The sequence below is a fragment of the Xanthomonas sp. NCPPB 3570 genome (assembly GCF_056725115.1).
In genome coordinates, this window is record NZ_CM161513.1 from 1,401,088 (window position 1) to 1,415,644 (window position 14,557).

Sequence of the window (14,557 nt, forward strand, 5' to 3'; positions counted from 1 at the left end):
TGCAGCCATGCTACGCCAGTCGCGCCGCCGCAGTATGAACAACGTCGGCCGCAGGCCATGCGCCGGCCGGGCACGGCCGGTCGGGGCGCGCCCCGCCAGGCCCGTGCTGCGCTAGTCCTGCGCGGCGGCCAGCGCCAGGCCCTGCACCACGCCGAACGAAGGATCGCCGTGGACCAGGCGCGCCTGCGGGAAGGCCGCGGCGACCAGGTGCTGCAGGTAGCCGGCGCGCGACATGCCGCCGGTCAGGAACACCGCGGCCGGATCGCCGCCGATGTCCTGGCGGACCTGCGCCAGCAGCTCCTGCAGCGCTTCCAGGTAGCTGCGTGCGGCCTGCACCAGTTCCTCGGCGTGCACCTGCACCTGCAGCCCGGCTTCGATGTAGTCCAGCGTCTCTGCGTGCCGCTCGGCGTCGCTGAGGCGGATCTTGCTGCGCTCCACCGCACGGTACAGGCGCGCGGTGTTGCCGGGTTCCTGCAGCGCCTGCAGGCGCGTGTCGTAGGGGGCGGGCACGCCGTCGTAACGGTGCTGGCGGAAATCGCGTTGACGGGTGGTGTCCTGCACCATCGCCGCCTCGACGTAGTGGTGCGAGGGCACGCGGGTGAGGCCGCGGCCGAACTGCGGCATGAATCCGGCCAGGCTCAGTGCCAGGTCGATGTCGGTGCCGCCGCGCGGGATGCCCCAGGCGCGGTGCACCTGCGGCGCGGCGTCGCCGCCGACACTGGCGTAGGCGATGTCGGTGGTGCCGCCGCCGATGTCGACCACGACCGCGGCGTGGCGCTCGCGGCTGACCGCGTGGTAGTGCATCGCCGCGGCGGCCGGTTCCTCCAGGAAGGCGACGTCGTCGAAGCCGGCAGTGACCGCCGCGCCATGCAGGATCTCCAGCGCCTGCGCATTGCCGGCCTCGCCGATCGAGCTGCGGAACTGCACCGGGCGCCCCAGCAGGGCGCGCCGCACCTGCACGCCCAGTTGCTGCGAGGCGGTCAGGCGGATGTGTTCGAGAATGTGCGCGGCGATGCCGGTGATGGTCTGGCGTGCGCGCGGGTGCAGGTTGTAGCCCAGCATCGACTTGGGGCTCTGCACCAGGTTGCCTTCGCCCTCGACGAAATACGCGTCCAGCGCGTCGTCGCCGTACACCGCGTTCTGCAGCAGTGCCGCCGAACTGCGCGGCTCGCGCATCTGCGTTTCCATCCATTGCCGGCGCACCACCCGGATCGCATCGCGGCGCAACGCGTCGGGGCTGCGTTCGCGCCCGGCGGCAAGCGCATCGCGGCGACCGGACTCGATCAGCTCGTCCACCTGCCGTTCCAGCGCCGGCGTCAGGTCGAACTCGGCCGGGTCGCGCATCACCTCAGGGAAGTACACCGTGGTGCGGAACTGCTGCTGCGCGCCGAAGTCGATCGGCACCACGCGGCCGTCGATCACCGCGGCGGCGGCGGAATTGCTGGTGCCGAAGTCGATACCGAGGCGCATGACGGTGCCGGGGGCGGGAGGGCCGCGCACTGTGGGGCAAGCCGCGGCGCGACGCAAGCGCGGCCCGGAACGCACGAGGCCCGCATCGGCGGGCCTCGTTGGAGACAGGAAAGCGGGCTGCTTACAGCGCGGCGCCGGCGTGGCCCTGGTTCTTTTCCTGCTCGGTGGCCTCGCGCACGCCGGCCACTTCCACGGCGAAATGCAGCACCTGCCCGGCCAGCGGGTGGTTGCCGTCGATGGTCACCAGTTGCTCGCCGACCTCGGTGACCGTGACCAGCAGCGGGCCCTGGTCGGTCTGCGCCTGGAACTGCATGCCCGGCGCCAGCGACGCGGCATCCGGGAACGAACCACGCGGCACCTGCTGCACCAGTTGCTCGTGGCGCGGGCCGTAGCCTTCGGCCGGGATCACGTCGGCCTTGACCGACTCGCCGGTGCGCTTGCCGGTCAGTGCCTTCTCCAGGCCCGGCACGATGTTGCCGGCGCCGTGCAGGTAGCTCAGCGGATTGTCCGGCGAGGACTGGTCGATCACTTCACCGGCATCGTCGGTGAGGGTGTAGTGGATGGTGGCGACAAGCCCGTTGGCGATCTCCATGGGAAACCTCGTTCAGTGAGTAAGGGGGATACGCCGGCACAGTCACAGCGCGATGAGAGGGGTGCTACCCGGCTACCCTAACGAAAAGCGGCGCAGGGCCGCAAGTCGCGCCGGCACGCGCCCATTCAGGCCGGCGGCGGCTGGCGCAGCGCGGTGCGTCGGGCCAACCAGGTCTCCGGGGTCTGCGGCTTGACGAACAGCGCCTGCAGCTCCGGATGCTCGGCGCGCGCGGCGGCCTCGATGCGCTCGATGCACGCCTCGATCTGCGCGGTGCTGCGCTGGTCCTCGAACTCGGCGCTGAGCGCGGCCACCACCTGGTCCGGCCCCATCTGCACGCTGAGCACGCCGTTGACCGCGCGCACGTCCGGATCGGCCGCGGCGATGCGCCGCAGCGCGTCGCCGAGCGGGCGCGCCGCCGGCTCGCCGATCAGCAGGCCCTTGGTCTCGCGCGCCAGCACGAAGGCCGAGCAGGCCAGCACCGCGGCGATGCCGACGGACGCGACGCCGTCCAGTTCCGGCATGTCCAGCCACTGCGCGGCGAGCAGCCCGGCCAGCGCGATCAGCAGGCCGATCAGCGCTGCGCTGTCCTCCACCAGCACGGTGAACAGGCTCGGATCCTTGCTCTCGCGGAACGCCTGCACGTAGCTCAGGCGGCCCTTGCGCGCGCGGAACTCGCGCAGCGAGACCCACCACGAGCCGCCCTCGAACAACAGCGACAGCCCCAGCACGATGTAGTTGAGGGTGTGGTCGCTGGCCGGCTGCGGATCGCGGATATGGGCGATGCCCTCGTACAGCGACACCCCGGCGCCGAGCGCGAACACCAGCAGGGCGACGATGAAGCTCCAGAAGTACAGCTCGCGCCCATGCCCGAACGGATGGGTGGCATCGGCCGGGCGCGCAGCGCGGCGCAGGCCGTACAGCAGCAACAGTTCGTTGACCGTGTCCACCAGCGAATGCACGCCTTCGCTGAGCATCGCCGAGCTGCCCGAGAGCCCGGCGGCGACGAACTTGGCGATGGCGATGGCGAGATTGCCGGCGAGCGCGGCGTAGATCGCGAGACGGGACCCGGACGAGGCGGACATGGCATTCCTGCGGCCGCTCGGCGGCACGGGGCGGGCGGCTACAATAGGCGGCTCGCCGTCGTCGCCGTATCAAGGACTCCCATGCCCGCCGCACCCGCTTGCCCGCAATGCACCCTGGAAAACACCTATGTCGACGGCGCCAACTGGGTGTGCGCGGACTGCGGCCACGAGTGGCCGGTCGCGGCCGACGCCGCCAACGACGCGGCGACCGTGGTGCGCGACAGCAACGGCAACGTGCTGCAGGCCGGCGACACGGTAGTGGTGATCAAGGACCTGAAGGTCAAGGGCTCGTCGATCCCGCTCAAGCAGGGCACGGTGATCCGCGGCATCCGCCTGGTCGAGGACGATGCCGAACACATCGAAGGCAACTCGGACAAGATCAAGGGCCTGGTGCTGAAGACCTGCTTCCTGCGCAAGGCCTGAGCGGGCGAGCCCCACTGCATCGCCCGCTGCGGCGGCACCGTTGCGGTGCCGCCGCAGGACGCGATCAGTCCAGCGTCGGGTAGTCGGTGTAGCCCTTGGCACCGCCGCCGTACAGCGTGTCGGCATCCACCTCGTTCAACGGGGCGTCGCGGCGCAGCCGTTCCACCAGGTCCGGGTTGGCGATGAACGGGCGACCGAACGCCACCGCGTCGGCGCGGCCGGAGGCCACGGCGTCTTCGGCCAGCGCCTTGTCGTAGCCGTTGTTGACCAGCCACGGGCCATGGAACTTGGCGCGCAGCGCGGCGTAGTCGAAGGCGATGTTGTCGCGCGGGCCGCCGGTGGCGCCTTCGATCACGTGCACGAAGGCCAGGCCCAGCGGATCCAGGCGTTCCACCGCGCGCTCGAACAGCGGCTGCGGGTCGCTGTCGCGCGCATCGTTGGCCGGGGTCACCGGCGACAGGCGCACGCCGGTACGGTCGGCGCCGATTTCCTGCGCCACCGCCTCCACCACTTCGAACAGCAAGCGGGTGCGGTTCTCGATGCTGCCGCCGTAGGCGTCGTCGCGATGGTTGCTGCCGTCGCGCAGGAACTGGTCGATCAGGTAGCCGTTGGCGGCATGCACTTCCACGCCGTCAAAGCCGGCGGCGATGGCGTTGCGGGCGGCGCGGCGGAAGTCCTCGATCAGCCCGGGGATCTCGTCCAGGCGTAGCGCGCGCGGTGCGGAGACATCGGTGAAGCCCTCGGCGGTGAAGGTCTTGGCGTCTGCACGCAGCGCGCTGGGCGCCACCGGCGCGGCGCCGTCCGGCAGCAGGCTGACGTGGGAGATGCGGCCAACGTGCCACAGCTGCAGCACGATCTTGCCGCCGCGGCGGTGCACTTCATCGGTGACTTTTTTCCAGGCCGCGACCTGCGCGTCGCTGTAGATGCCCGGGGTGTCCTTGTAGCCCTGGCCCATCGGGCTGATCTGGGTCGCTTCCGCGATGAGCAGGCCGGCGCTGGCGCGCTGGCCGTAATACTCGGCGGCCAGCGGCGAGGGGATGCGGCCTTCGCCTTCGGCGCGGTTGCGGGTCAGCGGCGCCATCACGATGCGGTTGGCCAGTGCGATCGCGCCCAGGCGCAGCGGCGTGAACAGCGGGGAAGCGGTATCGGTCATCGGTGGGTCTCTCGTTGTGGAGTGGGGCGGGCGACCCTACAGCGGGGCGCTGCAAGGCGATGTGCGTGCAGGACATGGGGACGCGTGCGGCGGTTTCGCGGCTGCGCGATGGGACAGTGCGTTGCTGCGGCGGCACCGTCGCGCGCGCATCGCCGCCCGAAACGCCGCCAGCGGTGCGGCGCAACGCGGCGTTGCGCGGGTGGGGCTGCAGGGCTTGCTGCGATGCACAATAATGGGCGGCCCTTCTTCCTGGGACGTGCGCATGACCTCATCCGCCACGGCGCCGCTGTCGCGGCGCGGCTACGTGCTGATCCTGTTCGCGCTGGCGATGGGCGGTTTCGCGATCGGCACCAGCGAGTTCTCCACCATGGGCCTGATGCCGTACATCGGCCGTGGCCTTGCGATCGATGCGCCGCAGGTCGGGCACCTGATCAGCGCCTATGCGCTGGGCGTGGTGGTCGGTGCGCCACTGCTGGCGATCCTGGGCGCGCGCTGGCCGCGGCGCGATCTGCTGCTGGCGCTGATGGGCTTCTATGCGTTCGGCAATCTGGCCAGCGCGGTGGCGCCGGACTATCACAGCATGCTGGTGGCGCGATTCGTCGCCGGCCTGCCGCACGGCGCCTATTTCGGCGTGGCGACCCTGGTGGCTGCCTCGATCGGCCCGCCCGACCAGCGCGGTGCCGCGGTCAGCCGGGTGCTGCTGGGCCTGAACCTGGCGGTGCTGGTCGGCAACCCGCTGGCGACCTGGCTCGGCCAGGTGGCGCAATGGCGCTACGCGTATGCCCTGGTCGCGGTGATCGCAGTGTTGACGGTGCTGCTGGTGTGGCGCCTGTTGCCGGCCGATCCGCAGGAGGCGCGGCCCTCGCCGTTGCGCGAGTTGCGCGCCTTCAACCGCACGCAGGTGTGGCTGGCGCTGGGCATCGGCTCGATCGGCTTCGCCGGCATGTTCTGCGTCTTCAGCTATCTGGCGCCGACCCTGATGGAGGTCACCGGCGTGTCCGAACACTGGATCCCGGTGGCGATGGCCGCGTTCGGGCTGGGCGGGCTGCTCGGCAACCTGGCCGGCGGCTGGCTGTTCGACCGCATGCAGTTCCGCGCGGTGCCGCTGGTGCTGCTGTGGTCGCTGGCAGTGTTGCTGGCGTTCCCGCTGGCGGCGACCTCGCCGTGGGCGGTGCTGCCGGCGGTGGTCGCGGTCGGCAGCATGGGCGCCCTGGCGCCGGTGCTGCAGACCCGCCTGATGGATGTGGCCAGCGACGCGCAGACCCTGGCCGCGGCCTCCAACCATGCCGCGTTCAACCTGGCCAACGCGCTGGGGCCGTGGCTGGGCGGCATCGCGATCGGCGCCGGCCTGGGCTGGACCTCCACCGGCTATGTGGGCGCTGCGATGGCCGTGGGCGGCCTGCTGATCTACCTGTGGGCGCGCTACGCGGCACGGCGTGCGGCCTGCGCGCCCGCGGCTGGTTAGGGTGCGCTAGCGCAACGGCCGCGCCGTGGAAGACAGCCTGCGCAGCGCGTCCAGCTTGCCTTGGTAGCGCGGTTGCGTGGCCGGATCGGCGTGGGCCATGGCCTCGCGCAGCGCCGCGGTGGCGCGGCGGGTGTCGCCGCTGTGCAGGTAGGCGCGGGCCAGGGCGAAGTACAGCAGGTGTGCGCCGTCGTAGAGGTGCAGGGCATGCCGGTAGTAGGCGATCGCCGCGGCGTAGTCCTGGCGCCGCTCCGCCTCGTTGCCGAGCAGGTATTGCTGGAATGGGTCGCGTTGGCGCACCTGTTCCATCTGCCGCTGCAGCGCGGCCTCGCGGGGGCTGTCGCCCAGGCGTCGGGCCAGCCCCACGGCATTGGACAGCGCCGGCAGGTGTTCCGGATCGATCTCCAACGCCTTGGCGTAGTCGCGTGCGGCGGCGGCGCTGTCGCCGTCGCGCATCGCCAGCACGCCCTGGTTGTTCCAGGCCCCGGCGAAGCGTGGGTCCATCTGCAGGGCCATCGCCAGATGCGCGCGGGCGCCTTCCAGATCGCCGTCGACCATCAGCTCGGCGCCGCGGTTGTTGTAGTAGTGGGCCAGGGCGCGGCGGTCGGAAATCGGCTGCGGCCCGCGCCGGTCCATCAGCACGCTGCGGTCCAAGTCGATGCTGCCGCGGCCGCTGTCCACGCGCACGCCTGCGTTGACATGGCCGACGTTGTACAGCGCATTGCCGTCCTCGTACCAGCTCAGCACGCGGCGCACTTCCTGGACCTGCGCCTGCAGTCCGATGTCGCGCGCCATCGCCACGAACAGCAGGGTGAAGGACAGGCAATTGACGCGACGGGTTGCGTAGCTCTCGGCGACGCTGTGGGTGGCCTTGGGGTCGTATTGCAGGTTCAGGCCGTTGGCGTCGAAGGCCAATGCCACCAGTTGCTGCAGGCGGTGCTCTGCGTCGGCGCCGCGGTCGATGCGTTGCTGCAGCAGCGCGTGCAGTGCCGGCGGCAATTGCAGGATCTGCTCCGGCGTCGGCATCGGTGCGGCGGTTGGCGCCGGGACTGGCGCGGCAGCCTGTGCTGCTTCTGCCGCGTACGACGGTGGCATCGGCGGCGATGGGGCGGCCGCAGCGGTAGCGAGCAGGGCGAACGCAGTCCAGGCGAACATGACGCACCTCGCGGCGCCCTGCAGTGGCGAGGGCTCGTCAGCACTATAGGCCTTTGACCGTGGTGCCGGGAGGCGGTCGTGGCTGCGCCGACGGGCGGTCTTGGACCGGCACGCTCAGTGGTAGTCATCCACAGCCACTGTGGACGATCAGGGGGCAATCATGTGGATAAGTCGCGTTCGGCGAAGCGCCGCAACACGCGCAGACAGGATGGTGAAAATTTCACCACATGCCTGACTGCGTGCAGTTTCCAATGAACGCATGTTCACCACCGGCAATGGCGCGTGACGAACAAGGGCGAACGGCTCACGTGCGCTTTATGCCGTGCTGCCCAGCATCGCCATCACCACGCAACGCGGCAATCCTCTCGACCGCGCCGTGCGATATCCAGGTCCACCCCGCGTGCCCGTTGCGCGATATCGCCGGCTTCGCCACAGGAGTTTTCCATGAGCATCCAGAGCAAGACCACGCACAGCCTCAACGACCTCATCGCCATTTCCCGCGACGGCAAGGACTTCTACGAAGAAGCCGCCAAGAAGGTGGGCGACGCCGAGTTGTCCGCGCTGTTCCTGCGCATCGCCGGTGTCAAGTCGGACATCGTGAGCAGCCTGAGCGCGGTGGTGCAGTCGGTCGGCGGCAAGCCGGAAGAGCACGGCACCATGGTCGGCAGCATGCAGCAGATGTACGGCAAGGTCCGCGCCGCGCTGGGCGACACCAAGTACGGCTATGTTGCCGAACTGGAAGAGTCCGAGGACCGCCTGCTGAAGGCCTTCAACGAGACCATCGCCGACGCCGACACCCCGGTGGCCGCGCGCGATGCCGCCACCCGCCTGCTGCCGGAAGTGCGCGCCTGCCACGACGTGATGCGCACCCGCAAGCACGCGATGAAGAACGCGGCCTGACCGCCATCCGCCGCCTGCCCGGCGCGCCGCCATCGCGGCGCTGCCCGGGCGGTGTGCGGGATCTGCAGCGATCAGGCGCGCTTGCTACCATGCGCGCTCGACCGCTGCCCGAGCCGCTTGCGGCGTTTGCCGCTCCACTCCATGTATCCCGATACTGCGCCCGACGGCGCCCAGTTCTCGCTCGGCTTCGACGCGCCCGCCGCGCGCGAAAGCCTGTTCTTTGCGTTGCTGCCGGACGCGCAGACCGCGCAGGCGGTGCATCGCCTCGGTCAGCAGCTCTGCCAAGACCATGGATTGCGCGTCCGCGCATTGCCGCCCGAGCGGCTGCATGTGACCTTGCACTATCTGGGCGAGTACGCCGGGATTCCGCCACGCTTGCTGCAGCAGGCCTGCGCCGCCGGGCAGGCGCTTGCGGCCTCGCCATTTGACCTTGCATTCGACCACGCGGTGACCTTCGACAGCCGCGCGCGCAGCCGACCGTTGGTGCTGCGCGGCGATGCCGAGCCCCAGCCGCTGCAGGCCTTGCGCCAGGCGCTGCAGCAGCAATTGGCCCGGCACGGTGTCGCCGCACGTGCCGACGGCGCCTATCTGCCGCACATGACCCTGGCCTATGTCGAACAGCCGCTGGCGCCGCAGCGCGTACCGGCGCTTTCCTGGCAGGCGGCGTCGCTGAGCCTGATCCGCAGCGTGCAGGGCCAGGGCCGTTACCTGCACGAAGCGCGTTGGCCATTGCGGGCCGATCCCAGGAAGAGCAGCGAATGAGCGCGGCGCCGCTGACCCTGCCCGATGCGCAGTGGGCGCAGTTGCGGGCGGCCTACGCCGAACCGCCGCGCGCCTATCACCATTTCGGCCACGTCGAGGCGGTGCTGGCGCACTTTGCCGAGGTCGCCGCCGACACCGGCTGGCAGCAGCCGCGCGAGGTTTACCTGGCGGTGCTCTATCACGATGCGGTGTACCGCGCCGGCCGCGGCGACAACGAAGCGCAGTCGGCGCGCCTTGCCGAGGCGGCGATCGCGCAGTGGCTGCCGGATGCCGGTGTGGACGCGGCGCGGGTCGCCGCGCTGATCGAACTAACCGCGCGTCACGGGCAACTGACCGTCGCCTCGGTGGATGCGGACGCGGCGCTGTTCCTGGACTGCGACATGGCCATCCTCGGCGCCACACCGGAAGCCTTCGCCGCCTACGATCGCGCCATTGCCGAGGAGTATCGAGGGGTGGTGCCGGGCTGGCTATACCGGCGCAAGCGCCGCGCCTTCCTGTGCACCGTGCTGGCGCAGCCGCGCATCTTCCTCAGCGAGCGCTTCCACGCGCGTTACGACGCGGCCGCGCGCGCCAACCTGCGCCAGGCCATCGGCTGACCAGGCGCGGGCCACCCGGCGCCGCCTTCTTCTACACTGCCGCGCCGGTCCGTCCGGCCGCCACCACCAAGCCCATGTCCGACTCTGCCGCCAATGCCGATCCCCGCCCGCAGGCGCCGCTGCCGCCAGCCCCCAGCGACTGCTGCGACAGTGGCTGTCCGCTGTGCGTCTACGACCTCTACCACGAGGAACTGGAGCGCTACCGGCAGGCGCTGGCGGCCTGGCAACTGCGCCACCCTGGCGCCGACGCGGATGGCTGACAGGGCTGCCGGTGCAGGCGATGGCCCGGGTCCGGCGTACCTGGCATGAACCGCAGAGCGCGCCGCGCTTCGCGCCGCCGCCGTTCGGGATTATCTTTAACGCGCCTTTTCAGGATGGCTGGATGATGCAGAAGCGTGGCGGTTGGGTGTGGGGATGTGCACTGGGTGGACTGCTTGTGGCCGGCATCGCCGTTGCGGCGCCGGGCGCTGCGACCGCCGCCGCGCCGAGTGCCGGTGCGCCGGCGACATCGCCGGAAAAGCTGAGCCATGGACGCTTCGAGCAGGTGCCGGTGCTGTTGCCCAAGGGCAATGCGAAGCGCGTGGTGCTGTGGTTCGCCGGCGGCAAGCGCGCCGATGCCGAGCGCATGCGCCAGATCGAGGCGCTGCGCGACGACGGCGCGATGGTGGCGGTGATCGACAGCGCGCACCTGCAGGCGGTGCTGGCCAAGATCGACGGCACCTGCGGCTTCTCTGCCGGCGACGTGGAGAACTTCTCGCGCTACGTGCAGGCCTATTTCCACGTGCCAACCTACCACCTGCCGCTACTGGTCGGCGACGGCGACGGTGCCGCGCTGGCCTATGCGGTCGCCGCGCAGGCGCCCAAGCATCTGCTGGCCGGCCTGCTGACCGAGGATTTCTGCCCGGTGCAGGTGCTCGATGACCAGATCTGCGGCGCCGGCATCACCGCGCCGGCGCGTGCGCTGCAGCCGACGGCGCTGCCGGTGCCGTGGCTGGCGGCGCTCGACGCCAAGACCCGCCGCGACCGCTGCACCCAGCAGAGCGATGCGTTCCTGCAGAAGGTGGCGCAGGCGCGGCAGTTCCGCCGCAGCGCCAGCGGCGACGCGCTGCCGGGGCTGCGCGCGGCGGTGCGTTCGCTGGGCGATAGGCCCGGCGTCAGCCTCCCGCCGACCCCGGCCGACCTGGCCGGGCTGCCGGTGGTCGAAGTGCCGGCCGCCGCGGGAGCGTCCGACGCCGACAACGGCAACGTGTTCGCGATCTTCGTCTCCGGCGACGGCGGCTGGGCCGGGCTCGACCAGCAGGTCGCCGGCGCCCTGGCCAAGGCCGGCATCCCGGTGGTGGGCGTGGATTCGCTGCGCTACTTCTGGAGCGAGCGCACGCCGCAGGGCTTCGCCACCGACCTGGACCGCATCTACCGCCACTACAGCCACCTGTGGCAGCGCGGGCGGGTGGTGCTGATCGGCTTCTCGCAGGGCGCCGACGTGCTGCCGGCGGCCTACAACCAGTTGCCGGAGGCGATGCGCGACCAGGTGCAGCTCACCGCCTTGCTGTCGGTCGGCAAGACCGCCGACTACGAGTTCCACGTGTCCAACTGGATCAGTTCCGGCGACGACGGCCTGCCGATCGCCCCGGAAGTGGCGAAGATGCCGCCGGCGCAGACCCTGTGCATCTACGGGCAGGACGACGACGACGCGCTGTGCCCGGACCTGCCCAAGGGTGGCGCGCAACTGGTCAAGCTGCCGGGCGACCATCACTTCCAGGGCGACTACGCGACGCTGGCCAAGCAGATCCTGCAGCGGATTCAGTAGTGGCGGGGATTGGGGCGGCGGGATTGGGGATTGGTGGCTGGTCGCGCGTGCGGGCTTGTCCGCGCGCGCCGTCGTAGGAGCGGCCTCAGCCGCGACGCGGACCGCTGAAACGCTGGTTCTGCGCGGGGCAAGCGTCCGTTCGGTGTCGCTGGACTCCATGGCGGTCGTACCCTCACCCCAACCCCTCTCCCGGGGGGAGAGGGGCTTTGGTATCTCCCTTCTCCCCTCGGGACCACGGCCCCCTTTTCGGGGGAAGGTGCCCCGAAGGGGCGGATGAGGGTACGGCGCGCAGCCTCGCAATGCACCCGCAAACGGGGTAGCCGGGGCCAATCCCCAATCCCGACTCCCCAATCCCGGCCTCACTCCGGCTTGCGCGGATCCAGCGAGATCAGTCGGGTCACGTCCAGCAGGGCGGCCGGCAGGTGCATGCCGCCGGGGGCGGCGAGGTAGCGGGTGCGCCAGGCGGGGGCGAACTTGGACTTGAAGCGGCGCAGGCCGGTGAAACCGTAGAAGCGTTCGCCGTGGCGCACGATCAGGTTGCCGAAGCGGTTCCAGCGCCCGGCCAGGCGGTGCTGGGCCAGGCCCGACAGCGGCGCCATGCCCAGCGAGAAGCGCTTGTAGCCTTGGTCGCGGCCCCACAGGAACAGCTCGATGAACAGGAAATCCATCGTGCCCTTCGGCGCGTCGGCGATGTGCCGCATCAGGTCCACCGACAACTCGTGGCCGGCCGGCGCCTGCCACAGGTTGGCGAAGGCCACGACCTTGCCTTCGAACTCCACCACCGCGATCGGGAAGCGGCGCAGGTAGGCGGGATCGAAGCTGCCCAGCGAGAAGCCCTTCTCGGCGCCGGCCTTGTCTTCCAGCCATTGCTGCGAGACCTCGGCCAGCACCGGCATCAGCGCATCCACCGCGTCGGCTTCGACGATGCGGAAGCTCAGCCCGCTGCGCTTGCCGCGGTTCCAGGCCTGGCGCAGGTCGGCGCGGTCGCGGCCCTCCAGGTGGAAGCCCTCCAGCGACACCATCGCTTCCTCGCCAAGCTTGACCAGGGTCAGGCCCAGGTCCAGGTAGGTCTGCCAGTGCTGCTCGCCGACCTGGTAGAACACCGGGCGCAGGCCCATGCGGTCGGCTTCCTCGCGGAAGCGCCAGATCAGCGCGCGGGCCACTTCCGGCGTGCCGACCGGGTCGCCCATCGCCACCAGCGAGCCGCCGTAGCGCTGCATCATCACGAAGCCGGGGCCGTCCTCGGCCTGCAGCAGCGCCTTGTCGCCGGTCAGCACCAGGCAGGCCTGGGTGTCGGTGGCCTCGGCCAGCACCGGCGCCAGCGCGTCCAGTTGCGCGCCATCGGCCGGCGGCAACGGCGAGCGGGTGCTGTGCAGCAGCCGCGCCAGCCCGAACACCACCACCGCCACGCTGACCAGCAGCACCGCACGCAGCGCACGCGGCGCGTTGGCCGAGGTGGCGAACTCCCACCACAGCTCGTTCTGGTATTCCACGTGGCTGTAGACGAAGAACAGCAGCCAGATCGTGGCGATCAGCACCAGGCCGAGGTTGCGCAGCCACGGCCACGACCAGGCCTCGTCGAGCAGCGCGCCTTCGCGGTAGAACTCGCGGCGCGCGCCCCACAGGCCGACCGCCACCACCAGCGAGGACAGCGCCACCGAGACGTGGCCTCCGCGCAGCCAGGCCGGCAGCGGCAGCAGCACGCAGATGCCGATCGCCAGCACCCAGGCGGCATGGCTGCGCCGCTGCAGGCCCTGGCCGATCAGCAGCAGCACCACGCCGCCGAGGCTGGCCAGCAGGTGCGAGGTCTCCATGATCGACAGCGGCGCCATGTCCTGGCGGCGCTTGGGCGTGGGCAGGGTGCCGTCGATGACCAGCGCCGCGCCGACCGCGAATACCGCTAGGGCGATGATCTGCGGCAGCCACGGGCGCAGCGTGCGCCAGGCCACGCGGACCCCGCCGGCACTGGCGGCCAGCGGCCGGCGCAGGCCGGACAGCGACGCCATCAGCACCGACAGCAGCAGCGGCACCACGTAGTAGGTGATGCGGTAGATCAGCGCCGCCGCCAGCACCGCCGCCGGCGCCACGCCGGGCAGCAGCTTGAGCAGGCTCCACTCGAACACGCCCAGGCCGGCCGGCACGGTCGAGACCAGGCCCGCCACCACCGCGACCAGGTACAGGCCGACGAAGCCGATGTATTCGATCCCCGATTCGTTGGGCAGCAGCACGTAGAACGCGGCGCTGGCCAGGCCCAGCTCGACCACGCTCAGCGCGGTCACACCCAGGGTGGTGCGCCGGTCCGGCAGCCACAGTTCGTGACTGCGCCAGCGCAGGGTGCGGCCGTCGCGACCGGCCAGCAGCAGCATGGTGGCGAAGCCGACCAGCAACGCGATGCCGATCGCGCGCACCGCGGTCGCGCCGACCGGCAGCGCCAGCGCCGCGGCGGCCGGTTCCAGGGTCAGGGCCAGCGCCAGCAGCAGCCAGGCGCCGAACACGAAGCCGAGCGTGCTCATCAGCACCACCTGGCCGATCTCGGCCAGACTCAGCCCGACCCGGCCGTAGCCGCGCAGGCGCACCGCGCCGCCGGTCAGCGCGGCGAAGCCCAGGGTCTGGCCGACCGCATGCGCCAGGAACGCGGTGATGCTGATCCGCATCGGGTGCAGCTTGCGCCCGCTGCGGCGCAGGCCGACGGCATCGAAGCCGATCAGGCAGGCGTAGCTACTCAGGCCCAGCAGCAGCGTCAGCACGATCTGCGTGAGGCTCAGCTGGTTGAAGGCGTGACGGATCGCACTGTAGCCATGGGTGCTGAACTCCGTGGCCAGCGCATGCAGCGCCAGGGCCAGGATCGCCAGGCTGGCCAGCACCGGCAGCGCACGGCGCCAGCCGGGCGTGGACGCGGGAGCGGAGGGGGTGGCGTCGGTCATTGCGGGCGGGCGGCGGCAAGGCGCCACGGCGCGTGGCGCACGGTGCACGACGGGGCCGGAGCGGAACTGCGGGCGAAACGGAGACGGGCCATCGCGATACCGGTTGAATGAAAGCGTGTCACGAACATGGAGGGGCTGCGAAGCGGAGGCCAGGACGCGGTAGGTAGGGCGCTGTGGCGAGGCCGGTTGCCCCGACGCGCCGCGCACCACATCCAGGCAGGGCGACGATCA

At 70.9% G+C, this 14,557-nt stretch carries 13 protein-coding genes; 7 read left to right on the plus strand and 6 right to left on the minus strand.

What is annotated here, in order from left to right; all coding sequences use genetic code 11:
* Nucleotides 1–111: 111 nt before the first annotated feature.
* From AC1PLR_RS06260 to AC1PLR_RS06270, 3 genes are all read right to left on the minus strand, one after another.
* The gene (locus AC1PLR_RS06260; protein ID WP_481103009.1) at nucleotides 112–1,470 is read right to left on the minus strand and encodes an Hsp70 family protein; all 1,359 of its coding nucleotides are present in this window, start codon (nucleotides 1,468–1,470) and stop codon (nucleotides 112–114) included.
* A 121-nt stretch (nucleotides 1,471–1,591) separates the two neighbouring features.
* Entirely contained in the window at nucleotides 1,592–2,062 is a 471-nt protein-coding gene (locus AC1PLR_RS06265) for an FKBP-type peptidyl-prolyl cis-trans isomerase (RefSeq protein WP_010342327.1), read from the minus strand.
* A 125-nt stretch (nucleotides 2,063–2,187) separates the two neighbouring features.
* Nucleotides 2,188–3,144, minus strand: coding sequence for a cation diffusion facilitator family transporter (locus tag AC1PLR_RS06270; RefSeq protein ID WP_010342328.1), 957 nt, complete (start codon nucleotides 3,142–3,144; stop codon nucleotides 2,188–2,190).
* Between the two features lie 81 nt (nucleotides 3,145–3,225).
* Between AC1PLR_RS06270 and AC1PLR_RS06275 the strand changes: the two genes are divergently transcribed.
* On the plus strand, nucleotides 3,226–3,567 hold the full coding sequence (locus tag AC1PLR_RS06275; RefSeq protein WP_017908239.1) for a zinc ribbon domain-containing protein YjdM: 342 nt from the start codon (nucleotides 3,226–3,228) through the stop codon (nucleotides 3,565–3,567).
* Nucleotides 3,568–3,631: 64 nt separating this feature from the next.
* On the opposite strand, the gene AC1PLR_RS06280 is transcribed toward AC1PLR_RS06275, so the two are convergent.
* On the minus strand, nucleotides 3,632–4,720 hold the full coding sequence (locus tag AC1PLR_RS06280) for an alkene reductase (RefSeq protein WP_481103010.1): 1,089 nt from the start codon (nucleotides 4,718–4,720) through the stop codon (nucleotides 3,632–3,634).
* 262 nt (nucleotides 4,721–4,982) lie between these two features.
* Here AC1PLR_RS06280 and AC1PLR_RS06285 point away from each other — a divergent pair, with 262 nt between their 5' ends.
* The gene (locus tag AC1PLR_RS06285; protein ID WP_481103011.1) at nucleotides 4,983–6,185 is read left to right on the plus strand and encodes an MFS transporter; all 1,203 of its coding nucleotides are present in this window, start codon (nucleotides 4,983–4,985) and stop codon (nucleotides 6,183–6,185) included.
* 6 nt (nucleotides 6,186–6,191) lie between these two features.
* Here AC1PLR_RS06285 and AC1PLR_RS06290 read toward each other — a convergent pair whose 3' ends face one another.
* Nucleotides 6,192–7,187 (minus strand): tetratricopeptide repeat protein, encoded by a 996-nt coding sequence (locus AC1PLR_RS06290; RefSeq protein ID WP_481103544.1) that lies wholly within the window; start codon nucleotides 7,185–7,187, stop codon nucleotides 6,192–6,194.
* Nucleotides 7,188–7,781: 594 nt separating this feature from the next.
* Between AC1PLR_RS06290 and AC1PLR_RS06295 the strand changes: the two genes are divergently transcribed.
* From AC1PLR_RS06295 to AC1PLR_RS06315, 5 genes are all read left to right on the plus strand, one after another.
* On the plus strand, nucleotides 7,782–8,237 hold the full coding sequence (locus AC1PLR_RS06295) for a PA2169 family four-helix-bundle protein (protein ID WP_041500455.1): 456 nt from the start codon (nucleotides 7,782–7,784) through the stop codon (nucleotides 8,235–8,237).
* Nucleotides 8,238–8,378: 141 nt separating this feature from the next.
* Nucleotides 8,379–8,999 carry an RNA 2',3'-cyclic phosphodiesterase gene (thpR, locus tag AC1PLR_RS06300; RefSeq protein ID WP_481103012.1) on the plus strand — a complete coding sequence of 207 codons (621 nt, stop codon included), beginning with the start codon at nucleotides 8,379–8,381 and terminating at the stop codon, nucleotides 8,997–8,999.
* The gene (locus AC1PLR_RS06305; RefSeq protein WP_481103013.1) at nucleotides 8,996–9,595 is read left to right on the plus strand and encodes an HD domain-containing protein; all 600 of its coding nucleotides are present in this window, start codon (nucleotides 8,996–8,998) and stop codon (nucleotides 9,593–9,595) included. The genes thpR and AC1PLR_RS06305 overlap by 4 nt, the downstream gene beginning before the upstream one ends.
* Before the next feature lie 74 nt (nucleotides 9,596–9,669).
* The gene (locus AC1PLR_RS06310; RefSeq protein WP_481103014.1) at nucleotides 9,670–9,855 is read left to right on the plus strand and encodes an oxidoreductase-like domain-containing protein; all 186 of its coding nucleotides are present in this window, start codon (nucleotides 9,670–9,672) and stop codon (nucleotides 9,853–9,855) included.
* Between the two features lie 122 nt (nucleotides 9,856–9,977).
* Nucleotides 9,978–11,402 carry a virulence factor family protein gene (locus tag AC1PLR_RS06315; protein WP_481103015.1) on the plus strand — a complete coding sequence of 475 codons (1,425 nt, stop codon included), beginning with the start codon at nucleotides 9,978–9,980 and terminating at the stop codon, nucleotides 11,400–11,402.
* Between the two features lie 359 nt (nucleotides 11,403–11,761).
* On the opposite strand, the gene mprF is transcribed toward AC1PLR_RS06315, so the two are convergent.
* The gene (gene mprF, locus AC1PLR_RS06320) at nucleotides 11,762–14,326 is read right to left on the minus strand and encodes a bifunctional lysylphosphatidylglycerol flippase/synthetase MprF (protein ID WP_481098678.1); all 2,565 of its coding nucleotides are present in this window, start codon (nucleotides 14,324–14,326) and stop codon (nucleotides 11,762–11,764) included.
* Between the last annotated feature and the right edge of the window lie 231 nt (nucleotides 14,327–14,557).